Origin of the sequence: Ruminococcus sp. OM06-36AC (assembly GCF_003438725.1) — a bacterium.
Classification (GTDB): domain Bacteria; phylum Bacillota; class Clostridia; order Oscillospirales; family Ruminococcaceae; genus Ruminococcus_C; species Ruminococcus_C callidus.
The window spans coordinates 147803-163439 of the sequence record NZ_QSTT01000003.1; the positions used below are offsets into that span (position 1 = coordinate 147803).

Sequence of the window (15637 nt, forward strand, 5' to 3'; positions counted from 1 at the left end):
GCCTGCCACCGGACAACCCGAAAGCAGGCTCTTACAATTACAAGGGCTGTACTGCCCAGATGCATTTAAAGGAAAATATACTTCAGCACGAACAGCACCGCCAGAACATACATCAGTGGTTTCACCTGCTTGCCCTTGCCGCAAACCAGATGCAGTACTACATAGGAGATGATCCCGATGGAGATGCCCTCCGAGATGCTGTAGAACAGCGGCATTGCCACGATGCACAGGTATGCCGGAATGGCTTCCAGAAAGCTTTCTTCGGAGAACTTGATGTCCGGAATGGTGGTGAACATCAGGAAGCCGACGATGACCAGAGCCGGAGCCGTCGCAAAGGACGGAATGGCAATGAAAATCGGGGCAAACAGCATGGAGATCAGGAACAGCACCGCAGTGACTACCGCAGTCAGACCGGTTCTGCCGCCCTCTGCCACGCCGGCGGAGGATTCTACAAATGTGGTAGTGGTGGAAGTACCCAGAATTGCACCTGCGGAGGTGGCAACTGCATCTGCCATCAGTGCCGGCTTGATCTGGGGCAGCTTACCGTCCTTGTCCAGCATATTGCCCTTGTTGCACACGCCGATCAGCGTGCCCAGTGTGTCGAAAATATCCACGAACAGGAACGAGAAGATAACCACGATAAAGTTCACAATGCTGACACCGTCAAAGTTGAATTTGAAGCACTGCCCGAACGTATCGCCCAGTGCAGAGAAGTCGGTCATGGAAAATGCCGGCAGCAGGCTGTTATAGCCAGCCTTCGGATCTACAACGTACAAACCGGTCAGCTGGCAGAGAATGCCCAGCACCCATGTTGCCAGGATGCCGATCAGAATCGAGCCCTTCACCCGCTTGATGTACAGGAACGCGGTAAACAGGGTACCTATAATTGCCAGCAGGGCACAGATGCCGCCGGTGCGGAAGTTGTCCGTAAAGGAAACGACTGTTACCAGCGTGGAATCACTGTTGACAACAACACCGGCGTTCTGCAAGCCGATAAAGGCAATGTACACGCCGATACCAACGGAAACCGCTTTTTTCAGAGAAAGCGGAATGACGTTGAACAACGCTTCCCGCACATTCGTCAGGGACAGCACAATAAAGACGATACCCTCCACGAACACGGCAAGCAGTGCCACCTGCCACGGATAGCCCATGTTACCGCAGACGGTATAGGCGAAAAAGGCGTTCAGTCCCATGCCGGCAGACAGGGCAAAGGGCAGATTTGCCATCATGCCCATACACATGGTGCCGAGGAACGATGCCAGACAGGTTGCCAGCAGCACGGCAGTGGGATTCATGCCGGTCGAACTCAAAATGCTGGGGTTGACTGCCAGAATGTACGCCATTGTCATGAATGTAGTAACGCCGGCAATACACTCCGTCCTGACATTGGTGTTATGCTCTTTCAGGTGGAAAATCTTTTCAAACATTATACTTCTTCTCCTTCATCATATTCCGCAATATACGGCAGATTGCGATAGATCTCGCCACAGTCCAGTCCATAGCCGATCACAAAATGATCCGGAATGGTAAACAGGGAAATGTCTGCTTCCAGCTTTACCAGACGGCGTTCCGGCTTGTCCAGCAGGGTGATGACTTTCAGCGAAAGCGGGTTTCTCGCTTTCAGCAGCTTCAGCACGTCGTTCAGGGTTCTGCCGGTGTCGATGATGTCCTCGGCAATGATGACATGATAGCCGCTGATGTCCTGCATCAGATCCATGGTGATCTTGACGATGCCGGAAGAAGATGTGCCGTTGTAATAGCTCTTGGCACACATGAAAGCCGTTTCACAGGGAATGGTAATAGCACGGCACAGGTCTGCCATAAACACGAATGCCCCGTTGAGGATACTCACCAGCAGCAGCGGCTTGCCCTCGTATTCCCGACTGATCTGTGCACCCACTTCCTGAATTTTATCCTGTATCTCCTGTTCTGTGATCAGGACGCGTTTGATCTTCTTCTGAAATTCCTGTGTTGTCATAACAAAACTCCTTTACTACTCTGTCCGTACAGCTTTCATAGCACGTTTATTTTCATACATACGCTTATCTGCCAGTTCGTAGAGAGCCATATAGGAACGGCTGCCCACCTCATTCACAAAGGCATAGCCCACCGCTGCTCCCAGCTGCCATGCACCGTGTTCGTTTTCCTGATTGAATGCAGTGATCTGTTCCCGCATATCTGCAATGATCTTTTTTACCCGTTCTTCATCAGTATTATAGATAATGCTAATAAACTCGTCGCCGCCGCTTCTGCCGATAAAATTGCCTGCGGGAATGCTGTTTCGCAGCACTTCGGCGAACTTTGCGATCATCTGATCACCGGCATCATGTCCGCAATTGTCATTGGTTTTTTTCAAGCCGTTCAGGTCGAACATCATAAAGCACAGCCGATCATCCGGTGCGATTCCCATATGGATCAGTTCGTTGCACTTGTTCCGGTTATACAGACCAGTCGCTTTGTCACGGAACAGCTTGTCCTGTGCATTGCGAAGCGTAAGAATTCCGATTGCCACGATATACACAGCAATGCCGATCATGGTGAAAAACAGCAAATTGGAAGAATGCCATATCAAAAAGCAAAGCACATCCAGCAAGATCGACAGCATCAGGCAAATTACCGAAGCCATAAACAGCTTGTGCCGCATGTCGTTTCTGTGCCGGGGATAAATGACGAACTCCAATACGATCATAAAAATTGCTTCTGCCAGAATCAGATAGACAAACATGCCCTGTGATTCCCGCAGTGCCACGATCCGCAGCAGGTGCAGCAGACCCGCTATCGCCACCAGCACAGCATTGCCGATCATCAGCCCGTACATTGCCCTCTGAATGGTGCTGTGCGGTCGGGCAGAAATATTGATGTACATGGCCACGAAAAATGGCAGCAGCAGTATGGCGATGCTGCTTAAATAAGAAAAAAACCGCACATGTGCCGGCAACAGCCATGTGATCAGATAGGTGTCGGAAATTTTCCAGCACCCCACCAGCACGGAAACCATGCCCAATGACGAAAGATTCAGACGGATCCGCATTTTGACACAATAGTAGAACGAAATGCCCAGATAGATAATACCGAACAAAATCAGAAATATCCCGAAAAAGCAAAAAACTGCATCCTGTTTCAAAATCTTCCAGAACAGCGGATACTGGCTGCCCTCATAAAACGTCACAGCACGTTTGACAGTTGCGGCATACAGCGGCTGCAGCTCTACAGTGACTTCCTTTCCGTTGTCTGCACGAAGCAGTGTCAGATTGACCCAGTAACAGCCCGTGGCACTGACTTTATTGGTTTCGCTGCGGTGTTTGTCAAAGACCAGTTCTCCGTTGATATAGACCTTGGTATTGCTGTTGATAACATAAAACATCAGCTGCTTTTCCGTCAGATTGTTGTCCAGCGTAAAGTGAAACTCTCTGGTCACGCCCTGCGGAGCCGCTGCATCAGAGCGGGTTTCTTCTGCCACTTCCTGTACCTCTTTACAGGTCGGCATGGCACGCTGTTCTGTAATCAGTCCGCCATTAGGGCTTTCCAAAAAAAAGCCCAGACAGAGCAGGATCATTGCTGCCAAAAACAAAGCAATATGTACCAGATACGTATACTTTTTTGTCATTGCACCACCTCCTGTGAAACAAAACCAGATACTGCACAGGCTCTTATGCCTTTTCCTTTTTCTGTTCGGTCACCTTTTCTGCCTCCATATTTTTCGGCAGCACCAGATTCAGCAGGATCGACACCAGAAATACCACGGCAACACAGTTCTGTGCAAAGACATTCTGCACCATCCGGGGGAAAATCGCAAACAGATCTGCACATTCGGTAAAGCCCAGACCGATGCTCAGGGACAGTGCGGCAATAATCATATTCCGCTGGGTAAAACCGCACTTGCTGATCATCTGCAAGCCGCTGACTACAATGGTGCCGAACATCATAATGGTACAGCCGCCCAGCACTGCGTCCGGCAGTGTTGCCAGCAGTGCTCCGAAGATCGGGAAAATGCCGGCGAGGATCATGATCACAGCTCCGATGGCAATGGTGAACCGGTTTACCACTTTGGTCATTGCTACCAGTCCTACGTTCTGGCTGAACGAAGTGATCGGCATGCAGCCGAACACGGAGGAAAGGGAGCTGACAAAGCCGTCACAGGCAATCGAACCGGAGGTTTCCTGCGTGGTCACGTCACGATCCAGACCAGAGGCAGCCAGTGCCGAGGTATCCCCAATGGTTTCCGTGGCAGACACCAGGAAGATCAGCACCACCGACAAAATAGCATCGGCGTGGAACTCCATGCGGAACGGCATCAGGTGGGGAACCGCAATGATCGAGGTTTCCCGCAGGGCAGAGAAATCGACCTTTCCCATAAACACCGCGAGAATATAGCCCACTACCAGACCGAACAACACGGACAGCTGCTTGAAGTAGGACTTCGCGAAAATGTGGAACAGGATACAGCAGAGCAGCGTTACAGAGCCGAGGATCCAGTTTTCCGCAGAGCCGAAATCTGCACTGCCGCTGCCGCCGCCGAAAGAGGTCGCTCCGACTGTCAGCAGCGAAAAGCCGATCGCCGTGACCACGCTGGCGGACACAATCGGGGCAATGATCCTGATCCAGAACTTCGCAAAAAGTCCCAGTATGCCCTCCACTATGCCGCCGATGAGCACGGCTCCCATAATCGCTCCATAGCCGTATTGGGCACCGATAAAGCACAGCACCGACACAAAGGTGAAGCTGATGCCCATGACGATCGGCAGTCCGGAACCAATTTTATGGAAAATCGGGAACAGCTGCACCAGCGTGCCGATACCGGCAATCAGCATGGCACTCTGGATCAGCATTGCCATATCAGAAGCCGCCAGTCCGCAGGCTCCGCCTACGATCAGGATCGGGGCAATATTTGCCACGAACATGGCGAGGATATGCTGCAAGCCAAAGGGAATCGCCTTATGCACCGGCACCATGCCGTTCAGCTGGTACAGGTTCGTAATGGAAGCTTCTCCCATCGCCTGTTTCACGCGGGCTGAAAATTTTTGTTTTTCCATTTGTCTGCCGCCTTTCAGTTCTGTTCCCGAAAGACAATGGTGCCGGTCGAAGCGTCCATACTGTCTACGATTGCCAGAGATTCCAGCGGGTAGCCCAGATTCCGGATAATGCGTCCGCCCTGCTGGAAGCCCTTTTCTACGGCAATGCCGATGCCCTCAACGGTTGCACCTGCCTGTGCCACAATGGAGATCAGCCCTTGCAGGGCACAGCCGTTTGCCAGAAAATCATCGATAATCAGCACCTTGTCCTCGGGGTGCAGGAACTTTTTCGAAACGATCACCTGATTTTTGCACTTGTGGGTAAACGATTCCACCTCTGCCACGTAGACCGCACCGTCAATGTTGACGCTCTTGGACTTCTTGGCGAACACCACCGGCACGTGGAAACAGCTTGCCACGATACAGGCGATACCGATACCGGAAGCCTCAATGGTCAGGATCTTGTTGATCTCCTTGTCTGCAAAGCGGCGTTTGAACTCCTCCCCCATTTGCTGGAACAGGGTCACATCCATCTGGTGATTCAGAAAGCTGTCCACTTTCAGAATGTTGCCTTCCTTGACGATACCGTCCTTTACGATTCTTTCCTCTAAAAAATTCATGTCACTCGTTCCTTCCTCGGCATTTTGTCAGCATCTGTGCAAAGGCAGCACCGCACAAAACTTATGGCAATATCGGTGCTTTCCAAACAGACACAGACGATAAATATATGTAGCTTATTATACCATTCTCTGCCGGAAAAGTCAATTCGAAATCCGGCGGATTTCGCAGAAGTTTTTGGATTCTTTACGGTTTTTCTGTTTTTCAGAGGGAAACGCTGCATAAAGCTTGTGCGTAAGATGCGTCATCAGATTTCCGGGCAATATGATGAAAAATCTGCAAGCAGATTGCGTGCAAAGCCGTCAGGCAGGCTTTATGCAGTGCTTCCTGAATTCACAAAAAGCTTCTCTATCCCCTCGGGTATGAAATGGCTGAAACAAATTTCCGCTTGCAAGCCTTTCACTGATTTATCGTTCTGATTTTGTGCATTGTGACGATTTCGAGAAATGCTGCCTACTTTTGCTTGACACTTACGCTGGATATTTTATGCTGGATATTTTTTGTAGAGTATGGTATAATGAAAGTGATTCAATCAAGAAAAACCACTGTTCTAAGGTGCTGATACCTGTTATTTATGGAGAGGGTGGTTGTGTTGATTGTATAATAAAATTTTAATAATTAAAAAGGAAATACTATTATGAATATTCCTCACAATAGTTTAATGGAGAAAATCAAAGAACTTGTGTGCTTATGCGAACAGATTGCATCTGATTATGGTGACGATGCTTCATGGTTCAAACAACCTGCATCAGATGAAATGATTTCTAATTGGGAAAATAAACACAATGTTTTTATTCCTGAAACATATAAAGAATGGTTAAGTTTCACGAATGAAGCACAAATTAGAAACTCATTGGCACATTTTTATGGGCCGGACAAGTTTGTTATGAACTCTGGAGACTTACCAGAAGACTTGATTGTAATTGCAGATTTAATAGGTGATGGTGAACAATTATGTTTTTCAAAAATAACAAGGAATTTTGTTTGGGTTGACCATGGTGAGTTAGAAATAATAGATGATTTTGGTGCCGTTTTAAGTGAAATAATTAGAATGCTTAAGCCCAAAAGCTGTTTATCTCCTGAAATGAAAGAATTATTAATGAATATGGTTAAAAATAATAGCCAGGATAAAAAGAGAAATAATGACAAGGAAAGAAACAACAGATGCTTTTAATAGTTTATTCTTAGATGCTCGTAAAGAGTATTTGGAAGCATTAAAGGCAGAATCTAAAACACAATACGATAAGTTTATTAAAGACTTAGGGAAACACTGCATAAAGCTTGTGCGTAAGATGCGTCGTCAGATTTCCGGGCAATATGATAAAAAATCTGCAAGCAGATTGCGTACAAAGCCGTCAGGCGGGCTTTATGCAGTGCTTCCATAGAGTAACAATAAAATAAAACGACCGCAAGCCGGAAAGCCGCGGTCGTCTGGGGATCTTCTGTGGTGAATGGAGTCCATTTTTTGAAATGGTCTACTCATTCCGATAATCGTCCAGAAAGCTATGCACCACGTGATCTTTCTGGTACGAAATGATTTTGTTCAGGTTGATATTCTCCACGCTGCGGAAAATGTTCTTTTCGATCTGCGGATTTTCCTCTGCCAGCTTGGCAATCAGCTGCTTCACCACCATACGCTTGGAAACCGTCCGTTCGTCAGGATCACAGGTAGTGCAGGTGTCCGTGAAGTGGCAGGCACACTGGATAAACTGCAAGTCGTGATACCGACACCAGTGCTTGATGTCGGCTTCCCGAATCAGGTACATGGGGCGAATCAGCTGCATGCCCTCGAAATTGGCACTGTGCAGCTTCGGCATCATGGTTTCCACCTGTCCGCCGTAGATCATGCTCATGAGAATCGTTTCAATGACATCGTCAAAATGGTGTCCCAGAGCGATCTTATTACAGCCCAGTTCCTTTGCCTTGTTATACAAATGTCCACGCCGCATACGGGCACAGAGATAGCAGGGGTTATTCTGCACGTGATACACCGAATCAAAAATATTGGTTTCGAACACGGTAATGGGAATTTGCAGCAGCTTGGCGTTGGATTCGATGATCTGCCGGTTCTCGGCACTATAGCCGGGATCCATGACCAGAAAGACCAGTTCAAAGGGAAATTTCCCGTGCCGCTGAATCTCCTGAAACAGCTTCGCCATGAGCATCGAGTCCTTGCCGCCGGAAATACACACGGCAATGCGGTCGTTGGGCTGAATCAAGTCATAGGTCTTGATTGCCTTGGCAAACCGGCTGAAGATCACCCGATGAAACTTTTTCCGCAGTCCCTGTTCCACTTCGGCAGCCTTTTCGTTTTTGGTTTCCCGCCGGATCTTCTCCTGAAGCCACTTGACATAGCCGCCCACCAGATTCACTGCCGCGTAGCCTTCTTCCCGCAGCTGTTCCGCCACATCAGCACTCAGGATCCCGCTGCGGCAGTAGATCACCAGTGTTTTATCCTTGGGAAGATTCTTGTGAGAGGCTTCCAGTTCCTTTTGCGGGATCAGCACTGCCCCGTCGATATGCCCCAGAGCAAACGCCGTGCTGTCCCGCATGTCGATGATCTGACAGGCAGACGGCTCCATGGCTGCCAGTTCCTGTATTGTGATTTCTTCTATCATGTACTTACCTCACCAAACCGCGGTGATACGCGGCGTTTAATTCTGAAATTTCTTTTTCTCCGTCGATATACGGCTGGAAATAGCTGTCCACCAGACCGCCGCCCAGATTGTCACAGCCGTTGCAGAATTCACAGGTCTGTCCGCAGACCTGCAGCGACTGGTTCACAATACGGATTCGTTCTTCCCGTGTGGTATCTTTAATCAATATGGATTGCATGATGATTCCTCCCATAGAAAAACCTGCTTTCAGTGGCATTCCACGAAAACAGGTTCTCAGACAGCATCTATGCATACGCTCTACGCTTCGCTGTCCAGCTTTTCAATGGCTTCCCGCAGGGTACGCCAGCCCAGCACGGCACACTTTACCCGTGCCGGCATATGGGAAATATCCTGTAGTGCAGAAGCTTCTTCCAGCTCCTCCACTTCCGCATCAGTTGCCGTGCCCTTGATCATTTTCAGGAACAGGTCTGACAGATGCAGTGCCTCTGCCTTGGTCTTGCCGATGATCATGCCGATCATAATATCCGCAGATGCCTGCGAAATGGCACAGCCGTCCCCATTGAAAGATGCGTCCTGAATCACGCCGTCCTTCATGACCAGATTCAGCCAGATGTCATCGCCGCAGTTGGGGTTGACACCCTCCAGCTGAATGGTCGGACATTCCAGATCATATTTGAATTCCGGACGGACGTTGTGTTCCGTCAGGATCTCGTTATAAAAATTATTCATTGCCAAAGCCCATCCTTCTCCGAATATTGGAAACGCTCTCTAAGAACCGGTCGATCTCCTCTTTGGTGTTATAGAACATCAGGCTTGCACGGGCAGTGGAATGGATTCCCAGATGATCGTGCAGCGGCTGTGCACAATGGTGACCGGCACGAATATCCATGCCGTCGCTGCTGAGCACTTCGCTGATGTCGTGCGGGTGCACCTGATCGACGGTAAAGGAAACGATACCGGTATGGTTGTCCTCCCGCTGTGACCCCAGCACATGTACATGGGGAATGGCATTCATGCCGCGGAACAGATAGGCTGTCAGTTCCTGCTCCACAGCATGGAGAGTGTCCATACCGTAGGATTCCAGATAATCGATTGCCGCAGCCAGTCCCACGGCTCCGCCGGCATTGACCGTGCCGGCTTCGAATTTGTGGGGCAGTTCCGCATAGACTGCATCGTAGCGGGAAACGGTTTCGATCATTTCCCCGCCGGTGAGGAACGGCGGCATTTTTTCCAGCAGTTCCTGCTTGCCGTACAGTACGCCGATCCCCATGGGAGCCAGCATCTTGTGACCGGAAAATGCCACAAAATCCACGTCCAGTTTCTGTACGTCAATGGGCATATGAGGGGCACTCTGTGCCGCGTCCATCAGGATTACTGCACCGCAGGCTCTGGCACGCTTCACCAGTTCCGGAATATCGTTGACACAGCCCAGCACGTTGGAAACCTGTGTCACTGCCACCAGCCTGGTGTGTTCCGAGAAAGCCTCGTCCATTTTTTCCTTGGGAATGGTGCCGTCCGGCTCGCATTCCAGAAAGACCAGCTTGGCACCGGTGGCACGGGAAACCATCTGCCACGGCAGAATATTGCTGTGGTGTTCCAGAATGGAAACCAGAATCTCGTCACCGGCTTTCAGGTTTGCCATGCCGTAGCTGTACGCCACCAGATTCATGCTCTCTGTAGCATTTCGGGTGAAGATGATCTCCTCAGGACAGGCAGCATGAATAAACCGCTGCACGGTCTTTCTGGCGTTTTCATAGCGTTCCGTAGCTTCTACGCTCAAGGGGTACAGTCCGCGGAGCACATTGGCGTTATACTTTTCATAGAATTCCTGCACCGCATCGATCACACACTTCGGCTTCTGGGAAGTCGCCGCATTGTCAAAATAAACCCGATCGGTGTTCTGGAGCAGCACAAAGTCCTGCCGCACATTTTCCGGATTCCACGCTGTCACGTCAGATCACCTCCTCGATTTTCTGGTGCATATACTCTGCTGCTTTCTCGTCAGCAGTTTCCTGACAAAGCTTTTCCAACCGAGCCTTTGCCACGATCTTTTCCGCTTCGCTCTTGCTGATACCGCGGGCTTCAAAGTAGAACAGCATGCCCTGTTCCAGTTCGCCGATAGAAGCACCGTGGCTGCCCTTGACATCTTCTTCGGTGCAGAGGATCAGCGGAATGGTCTTATTGACAACGTCATCTCCCAGCAGGAGCACGTTTTCTTCTTCCTTACCCTCCGAGCCGGCACAGCCACGCTTCAGGTCAATGGTGCCGCGGAATGCCTTTTCGGCTCCGTCGTACAAGGTGCCGTCTGCCTGAATGTCACTCTGGGTGTTCTTGCCGATATGGTTGGCAATCACGTTCATATCCAGCTTTTTGGACGGCTTTACCAGATAGCCGGATTTGCAGGTGAAGCTGCTGCCGTTTCCTGCCAGATCGGTACGGATACCGGAAATCACATTGCCCTGTGCCAGATACAGCCGGATCACTTCGAAAGAAGCCTTTTCGCCGGTGACACAGCCCACATCATTGATGCACTCTGCACTGCCATCGGCAAGGATCTGCACCAGCCGAACAGTTGCTCCGGCTTCTGCACGAATCACAGTCCGCAGTGCCGCATGGGAAGCGTCTGCTTTCCAGATCTGCACCAGTGTCAGTTCGCTGCCGGCTTCTGCCTGTACATGGACAAATGCCGCACAGTCGCCGCCGTCCTCGCTGCCGATCTCCATACGCAGGGTGTCGCTGCCGTTTTCCGGAACGGTCACGGTCATGCCCCACTGGAACAGGTTGTCCACATTCCTGCCCACGCCGGTTTCCACGGCACTACAGTCGGTGCAGGGCTCCAGTGCGGAAACTGCTGCCACGCTGTTTTCGGAAACGGTCTGCACGGTGCAGGGCTTCACCGGTGTATAGGGTTCTGTTTTGCAGGCATTGACATGCAGTCTGTGCCATGTCAGTGTCGGAAGTGCATTTACTCGAATTGTATTATTTTCCATCATGCTCACCTCACCCAATGCTGCCTTTCATTTCCAGACGAATCAGATTGTTCATTTCGATCGCATATTCCAGCGGCAGTTCCTTGGAAACGTTATCTGCAAAGCCGCTGACGATGCATGCCCGGGCATCTTCTTCGCTCAGACCTCTGGACATCAGGTAGAAAATTGCTTCGTTGCTGATCTTGCCGATCTGTGCTTCGTGTCCCACGTCTGCCTTGCGGGTGCGGACATCGATTGCCGGAATGGTATCCGACTGGGACTGTGCGTCCAGCATCAGGGATTCGCAGGAAACCGAGGACTTCGAGCCCTCTGCGTCCTTATTGACCACAACGGAACTGCGGAACGTGCTGATACCGCCGTCCTTGGAAATCGACTTGGTGTTGATATAGGAACTGGTGTCCGGAGCCGCATGAACGACCTTGGCACCGGTGTCCAGATTCTGTCCCTTTCCGGCGAAAGTAATGCCGGTGAACTCCATTTTTGCCCCCTTGCCCTTGAGGATACTCATGGGGTACAGATAGGACACATGAGAACCGAACGAACCGGAAACCCATTCCACCTTGCCGCCTTCTTCGACCAGTGCACGCTTGGTATTCAGGTTGTACATGTTCTTCGACCAGTTTTCAATGGTGGAGTACCGCAGTGTGGCATTCTTGCCCACGAACAGTTCGACACAGCCGGCGTGGAGATTTGCCACATTGTATTTCGGGGCGGAGCAGCCCTCGATAAAGTGCAGGTATGCTCCCTCTTCCACGATGATCAGCGTATGTTCAAACTGTCCTGCTCCCGGTGCATTCAGACGGAAATAGGATTGCAGCGGAATCTCCACGGACACGCCCTTCGGCACGTACACAAAGGAACCGCCGGACCAGACTGCACCGTGCAGAGCCGCAAACTTATGGTCTGTCGGCGGCACCAGCTTCATGAAGTGCTTGCGGATCATGTCCGCATATTCGCCGTGCATGGCACTCTCCAGATCGGTATACACTACGCCCAGATCGGCAACTTCCTGCCGCACATTGTGGTACACCAGTTCGGAGTCATACTGTGCTCCCACACCGGCAAGGGACTTTCGCTCTGCCTGCGGAATGCCCAGACGTTCGAAGGTATTCTTGATGTCCTCCGGCACGTCGGACCACTTGGTTTTCATATTGGTATTGGGGCGGACATAGGTAACAATGTTGTCCATGTTCAGCCCGTCGATAGACGGACCCCAGTCCGGCACCTGCAATTCGTTGTAGATCTGGAGGGAGTGCAGACGGAACTGCTGCATCCAGACCGGATCGTTCTTTTCTTTGGAGATCTGTTCTACCAGTGCCGGTGTCAAGCCGGCATCAATCTTATAGGCATCGGTTTCTGTATCTTTAATATCGTAGACACTTCTGTCAATATCTGCGATCTGCTGTTTTTCTTTCACGCGTTTTCACCCTTTCGGTATTCCTGCAACACTTGAGAAACGCTGCATAAAGTTCGCCTGACGGCTCTGCACACAATCTGCGTACAGTCTTCTTTATCCAGTGTGATTACTCTGCATTTTCATAAGCGGCAAAGCCGTTTTCGTTGACTTCTTCAATCAGGGAACTGTCGGAGGTCTTGACGATCTTACCGTTCACCATGATGTGCGTATAGTCTACCGGCAGTGCTTCCAGAATCTTGGTGCTGTGGGTAATGACCAGCAGGCTGCCCCTGGACTGCTTGCGGTATGCTTCGATGCCCTTGGAAACGGTACGGACAGCATCAACGTCCAGACCGGAGTCGGTTTCGTCCAGAATGACAAATTCCGGATTCAGCATCAGCATCTGAAGGATCTCAGTCTTTTTCTTTTCGCCGCCGGAGAAGCCCACGTTCAGGTCACGCTCTGCATAGGACGGATCCATCTGGAGCAGTGCCATTTTTTCTTCCAGTTCCTTTTTGAAGCTGAACAGACGGACACGCTTGCCGGTCTTGGCTTCCAGTGCACTGCGGATAAACGCACTGACGGTGATGCCCGGAATCTCAATGGGGTTCTGGAACGACAGGAAAATGCCGTTCTTGGCACGTTCGTTATCCGGCATTTCGTTGATATTCTGTCCCTTATAGATGATGTCGCCGCCGGTGACGGTGTAAGCAGGATTGCCCATGAGTGCAGCACCCAGTGTGGACTTACCGGTGCCGTTCGGTCCCATCAGGACGTGTACTTCATTCTCGTGAATGTCCAGATCGATGCCGTGAAGAATTTCTTTTTCTCCGGCACATACTTTCAAATTCTGAATACGCAGCAGATCATTATGACTCATGTTACATCTTCTCCTTCATCTTTATAATTTACCGCATCGGCAAGGGTAATGGAATTCAAATAGTTATTGATCAGTGCAGAAAGCCCTTTCCAGATCGGCAGTGTGGAACAGGAATCCGCAGTTTCGCAGATCGGCGTTCCGTTTTCAATGCACTTTACCGGTTCGATGGATTCTTCCACCGCCCGCAGAATTTCTCCCACGCTGTATTGCTCCGGCGGACGGGACAGGCGATAGCCGCCGCCCTTGCCGCTTGCCGCTTCCACAAACTTTTTCTTGGAGAGCATCGAGGTGATGTTTTCCAGATATTTGAGAGAGATATTTTGCTGGGCAGAGATGACTTTCAGCGGTGTATACGCTTGGTCGTCCACCTGTGCCAGACACATCATCAGCTTCAGGGCATTTCGCCCTTTTGTGGACACAATCATAGTTACCACTTTCCTTTGCTCTGTTTGATTTCATTATACACCTACTAACCTAGTATGTCAATGGGACAGGCGGCAGGTTTACAAAAACTTCATGGAGAATTTTCATGATGCTATGCGGAAAATTCTTGGAGATTTTGACTGGAAACGACATTGCATGCAGTGTTTCCCTAATCCATGCAAAACCTCTCCGCCAGCTTCGGCGGTTTCTCCCTGTTGCCAATTTTTCTTTCGTTAGCTTTGGCAGGTTTTATGCCATTTATACCATAACTGCACCGAATGCAGCGGATCTGCATACACTGGAATGCACCGGATTCTCTAAAGCGGTGCAGAAAGGAGTTTTGTAATGCAAAGTTCTATGGATCACATGCCGCAGATGGCAGGCATGCAGCGGAACTTCCTGAGGGAATTCCAGTCGGCTGATGCCCCGATGTACGGCATGCAGGAAGCAGAACCATTCCAACCCACCACGCCGTTTCCGGAGCAGACACCGCCGGGCATGGCATATGTCCCCTATCAGCAGTGGGAGGAGCCCTATGATGCAGACACCGCCTTCCCTGTCGGAACCATTTTTCCGGCACTGGACTATCCCTATCGGGGAGGTGGTTCCTGTGCATGAGAAACAGAAGCTGCTCTCCATGATTCGGAAATATGATTTCGTCCTGTACGAATTACAGCTGTATCTGGACACCCACCCCCGCTGTCCGGAGGCTCTGCGAATGTGGAAAAACTATCAGGCAATGCGACAGAAAGCGGCAACGGCATATGTCCGGCAGTACGGTCCGCTGCAGCCTTTGCAGACCAGCGGCGACAGCCCTTGGGCATGGAATCAGAGCCCGTGGCCGTGGGAAAAGGAGGCGAACTGAGATGTGGACCTATGAAAAAAAGCTGCAATACCCCGTTCGGATCAAAACGCCCAACGCCAGAACGGCGAAGTATATTATTTCGCAGCTTGGCGGCCCAGACGGAGAGTTGGCTGCTTCGCTACGGTATATGCACCAGCGATACACGGCAAAACCAGACAAAGTAAAAGGGGTTTTGACAGATATTGCCACAGAAGAACTAGCCCATGTCGAGATGATTTCCGCGATCCTGTACCAGCTGACTGACGGGCTGACACCGGAACAGATCAAGGAAGCCGGATTCGACGCGTACTTCGTAGACCACACCCTCGGACTGTACCCCCAAAGTGCCGCCGGCGTACCGTTCACGGCTGCCTATTTCCAGTCCAAGGGGGATCCGATCACCGACCTGACCGAGGATATGGCGGCAGAGCAAAAGGCACGGAGCACCTACGACAACATTCTCCGGCTGTGCGATGACCCCGATGTCCGCGACCCAATCAAGTTCCTGCGGCAGCGGGAAATCGTGCACTTCCAGCGTTTCGGCGAAGCCCTGCGGCAGGTGCAGGACGACCTGAATTCCAAGAATTTCTACTGCTGCAACCCGTCTTTCGACAGCAGCTGCGGCAAAACCGCCTGCCGGAGAAAAATGCGGTAACACACTTCCCATAAGGCAATGCCGCACAAAGATTGTGCGGTATTGCCATAACTTTCAGATGCTGCTCTGTTTCCGGAGCAGCATTTTTTCTGTTTCCCTGAAAAGTTCACATACCACTCCTTGACTTTTCCCATATTTATGGTATACTAGCATACGGACAGTGTGATTTTCGCCTGTCCATAGAAGAAGGGAGAAGTG

Annotated in this window: 18 protein-coding genes; 5 read left to right on the forward strand and 13 right to left on the reverse strand. The window is 50.7% G+C overall.

Annotated elements, in window-relative coordinates; all coding sequences use genetic code 11:
- Window positions 1–65: 65 nt before the first annotated feature.
- Genes DXB92_RS04345 through DXB92_RS04365 form a run of 5 tightly spaced genes read right to left on the reverse strand, consistent with a single transcriptional unit; the run spans window position 66 to window position 5635 of the window.
- Window positions 66–1430, reverse strand: a complete 1365-nt coding sequence (locus tag DXB92_RS04345) for an NCS2 family permease (RefSeq protein ID WP_117732678.1) — start codon at window positions 1428–1430, stop codon at window positions 66–68.
- Window positions 1430–1981, reverse strand: coding sequence for a hypoxanthine phosphoribosyltransferase (hpt, locus tag DXB92_RS04350; protein WP_117732680.1), 552 nt, complete (start codon window positions 1979–1981; stop codon window positions 1430–1432). Before hpt ends, DXB92_RS04345 begins: the two co-directional genes overlap by 1 nt.
- A gap of 15 nt (window positions 1982–1996) precedes the next feature.
- Window positions 1997–3610, reverse strand: coding sequence for a GGDEF domain-containing protein (locus DXB92_RS04355; protein ID WP_117732682.1), 1614 nt, complete (start codon window positions 3608–3610; stop codon window positions 1997–1999).
- A gap of 43 nt (window positions 3611–3653) precedes the next feature.
- The gene (locus tag DXB92_RS04360) at window positions 3654–5036 is read right to left on the reverse strand and encodes a nucleobase:cation symporter-2 family protein (protein WP_242986602.1); all 1383 of its coding nucleotides are present in this window, start codon (window positions 5034–5036) and stop codon (window positions 3654–3656) included.
- A gap of 14 nt (window positions 5037–5050) precedes the next feature.
- Window positions 5051–5635, reverse strand: coding sequence for a xanthine phosphoribosyltransferase (locus DXB92_RS04365; RefSeq protein ID WP_021680587.1), 585 nt, complete (start codon window positions 5633–5635; stop codon window positions 5051–5053).
- Window positions 5636–6270: 635 nt separating this feature from the next.
- Here DXB92_RS04365 and DXB92_RS04370 point away from each other — a divergent pair.
- Window positions 6271–6807 carry an SMI1/KNR4 family protein gene (locus DXB92_RS04370; protein ID WP_117732684.1) on the forward strand — a complete coding sequence of 179 codons (537 nt, stop codon included), beginning with the start codon at window positions 6271–6273 and terminating at the stop codon, window positions 6805–6807.
- Window positions 6776–7018: a hypothetical protein gene (locus DXB92_RS13320; protein WP_147330016.1), complete on the forward strand. Its 243-nt coding sequence runs from the start codon at window positions 6776–6778 to the stop codon at window positions 7016–7018. Before DXB92_RS04370 ends, DXB92_RS13320 begins: the two co-directional genes overlap by 32 nt.
- A 90-nt stretch (window positions 7019–7108) precedes the next feature.
- Here DXB92_RS13320 and DXB92_RS04375 read toward each other — a convergent pair whose 3' ends face one another.
- The 8 genes from DXB92_RS04375 to DXB92_RS04410 form a co-directional block, all read right to left on the reverse strand.
- Window positions 7109–8251 carry an ATP-binding protein gene (locus DXB92_RS04375; RefSeq protein ID WP_117732687.1) on the reverse strand — a complete coding sequence of 381 codons (1143 nt, stop codon included), beginning with the start codon at window positions 8249–8251 and terminating at the stop codon, window positions 7109–7111.
- Between the two features lie 4 nt (window positions 8252–8255).
- A complete protein-coding gene (locus DXB92_RS04380; RefSeq protein WP_242986603.1) occupies window positions 8256–8468 on the reverse strand; it encodes a hypothetical protein in 213 nt (70 codons plus the stop codon).
- Window positions 8469–8548: 80 nt separating this feature from the next.
- Entirely contained in the window at window positions 8549–8986 is a 438-nt protein-coding gene (gene sufU, locus DXB92_RS04385) for a Fe-S cluster assembly sulfur transfer protein SufU (RefSeq protein ID WP_181976895.1), read from the reverse strand.
- Window positions 8973–10202: a SufS family cysteine desulfurase gene (locus DXB92_RS04390; RefSeq protein WP_117732691.1), complete on the reverse strand. Its 1230-nt coding sequence runs from the start codon at window positions 10200–10202 to the stop codon at window positions 8973–8975. Before DXB92_RS04390 ends, sufU begins: the two co-directional genes overlap by 14 nt.
- A gap of 1 nt (window position 10203) precedes the next feature.
- A complete protein-coding gene (locus DXB92_RS04395; protein WP_147330017.1) occupies window positions 10204–11244 on the reverse strand; it encodes a SufD family Fe-S cluster assembly protein in 1041 nt (346 codons plus the stop codon).
- Between the two features lie 7 nt (window positions 11245–11251).
- Window positions 11252–12658, reverse strand: a complete 1407-nt coding sequence (gene sufB / locus DXB92_RS04400; protein WP_021680576.1) for a Fe-S cluster assembly protein SufB — start codon at window positions 12656–12658, stop codon at window positions 11252–11254.
- A 106-nt stretch (window positions 12659–12764) separates the two neighbouring features.
- Complete coding sequence (gene sufC, locus DXB92_RS04405; RefSeq protein ID WP_021680575.1) at window positions 12765–13517, reverse strand: Fe-S cluster assembly ATPase SufC; 753 nt, start codon at window positions 13515–13517, stop codon at window positions 12765–12767.
- Window positions 13514–13942, reverse strand: coding sequence for an Rrf2 family transcriptional regulator (locus tag DXB92_RS04410; protein ID WP_021680574.1), 429 nt, complete (start codon window positions 13940–13942; stop codon window positions 13514–13516). The genes sufC and DXB92_RS04410 overlap by 4 nt, the downstream gene beginning before the upstream one ends.
- Before the next feature lie 343 nt (window positions 13943–14285).
- On the opposite strand from DXB92_RS04410, the gene DXB92_RS04420 reads away from it, so the two are divergent.
- Genes DXB92_RS04420 through DXB92_RS04430 form a run of 3 tightly spaced genes read left to right on the forward strand, consistent with a single transcriptional unit; the run spans window position 14286 to window position 15439 of the window.
- Entirely contained in the window at window positions 14286–14558 is a 273-nt protein-coding gene (locus tag DXB92_RS04420; protein ID WP_242823513.1) for a spore coat associated protein CotJA, read from the forward strand.
- A complete protein-coding gene (locus DXB92_RS04425; protein ID WP_181976896.1) occupies window positions 14551–14805 on the forward strand; it encodes a spore coat protein CotJB in 255 nt (84 codons plus the stop codon). The genes DXB92_RS04420 and DXB92_RS04425 overlap by 8 nt, the downstream gene beginning before the upstream one ends.
- Before the next feature lies 1 nt (window position 14806).
- Window positions 14807–15439, forward strand: a complete 633-nt coding sequence (locus tag DXB92_RS04430) for a manganese catalase family protein (RefSeq protein ID WP_021683046.1) — start codon at window positions 14807–14809, stop codon at window positions 15437–15439.
- Window positions 15440–15637: the final 198 nt, after the last annotated feature.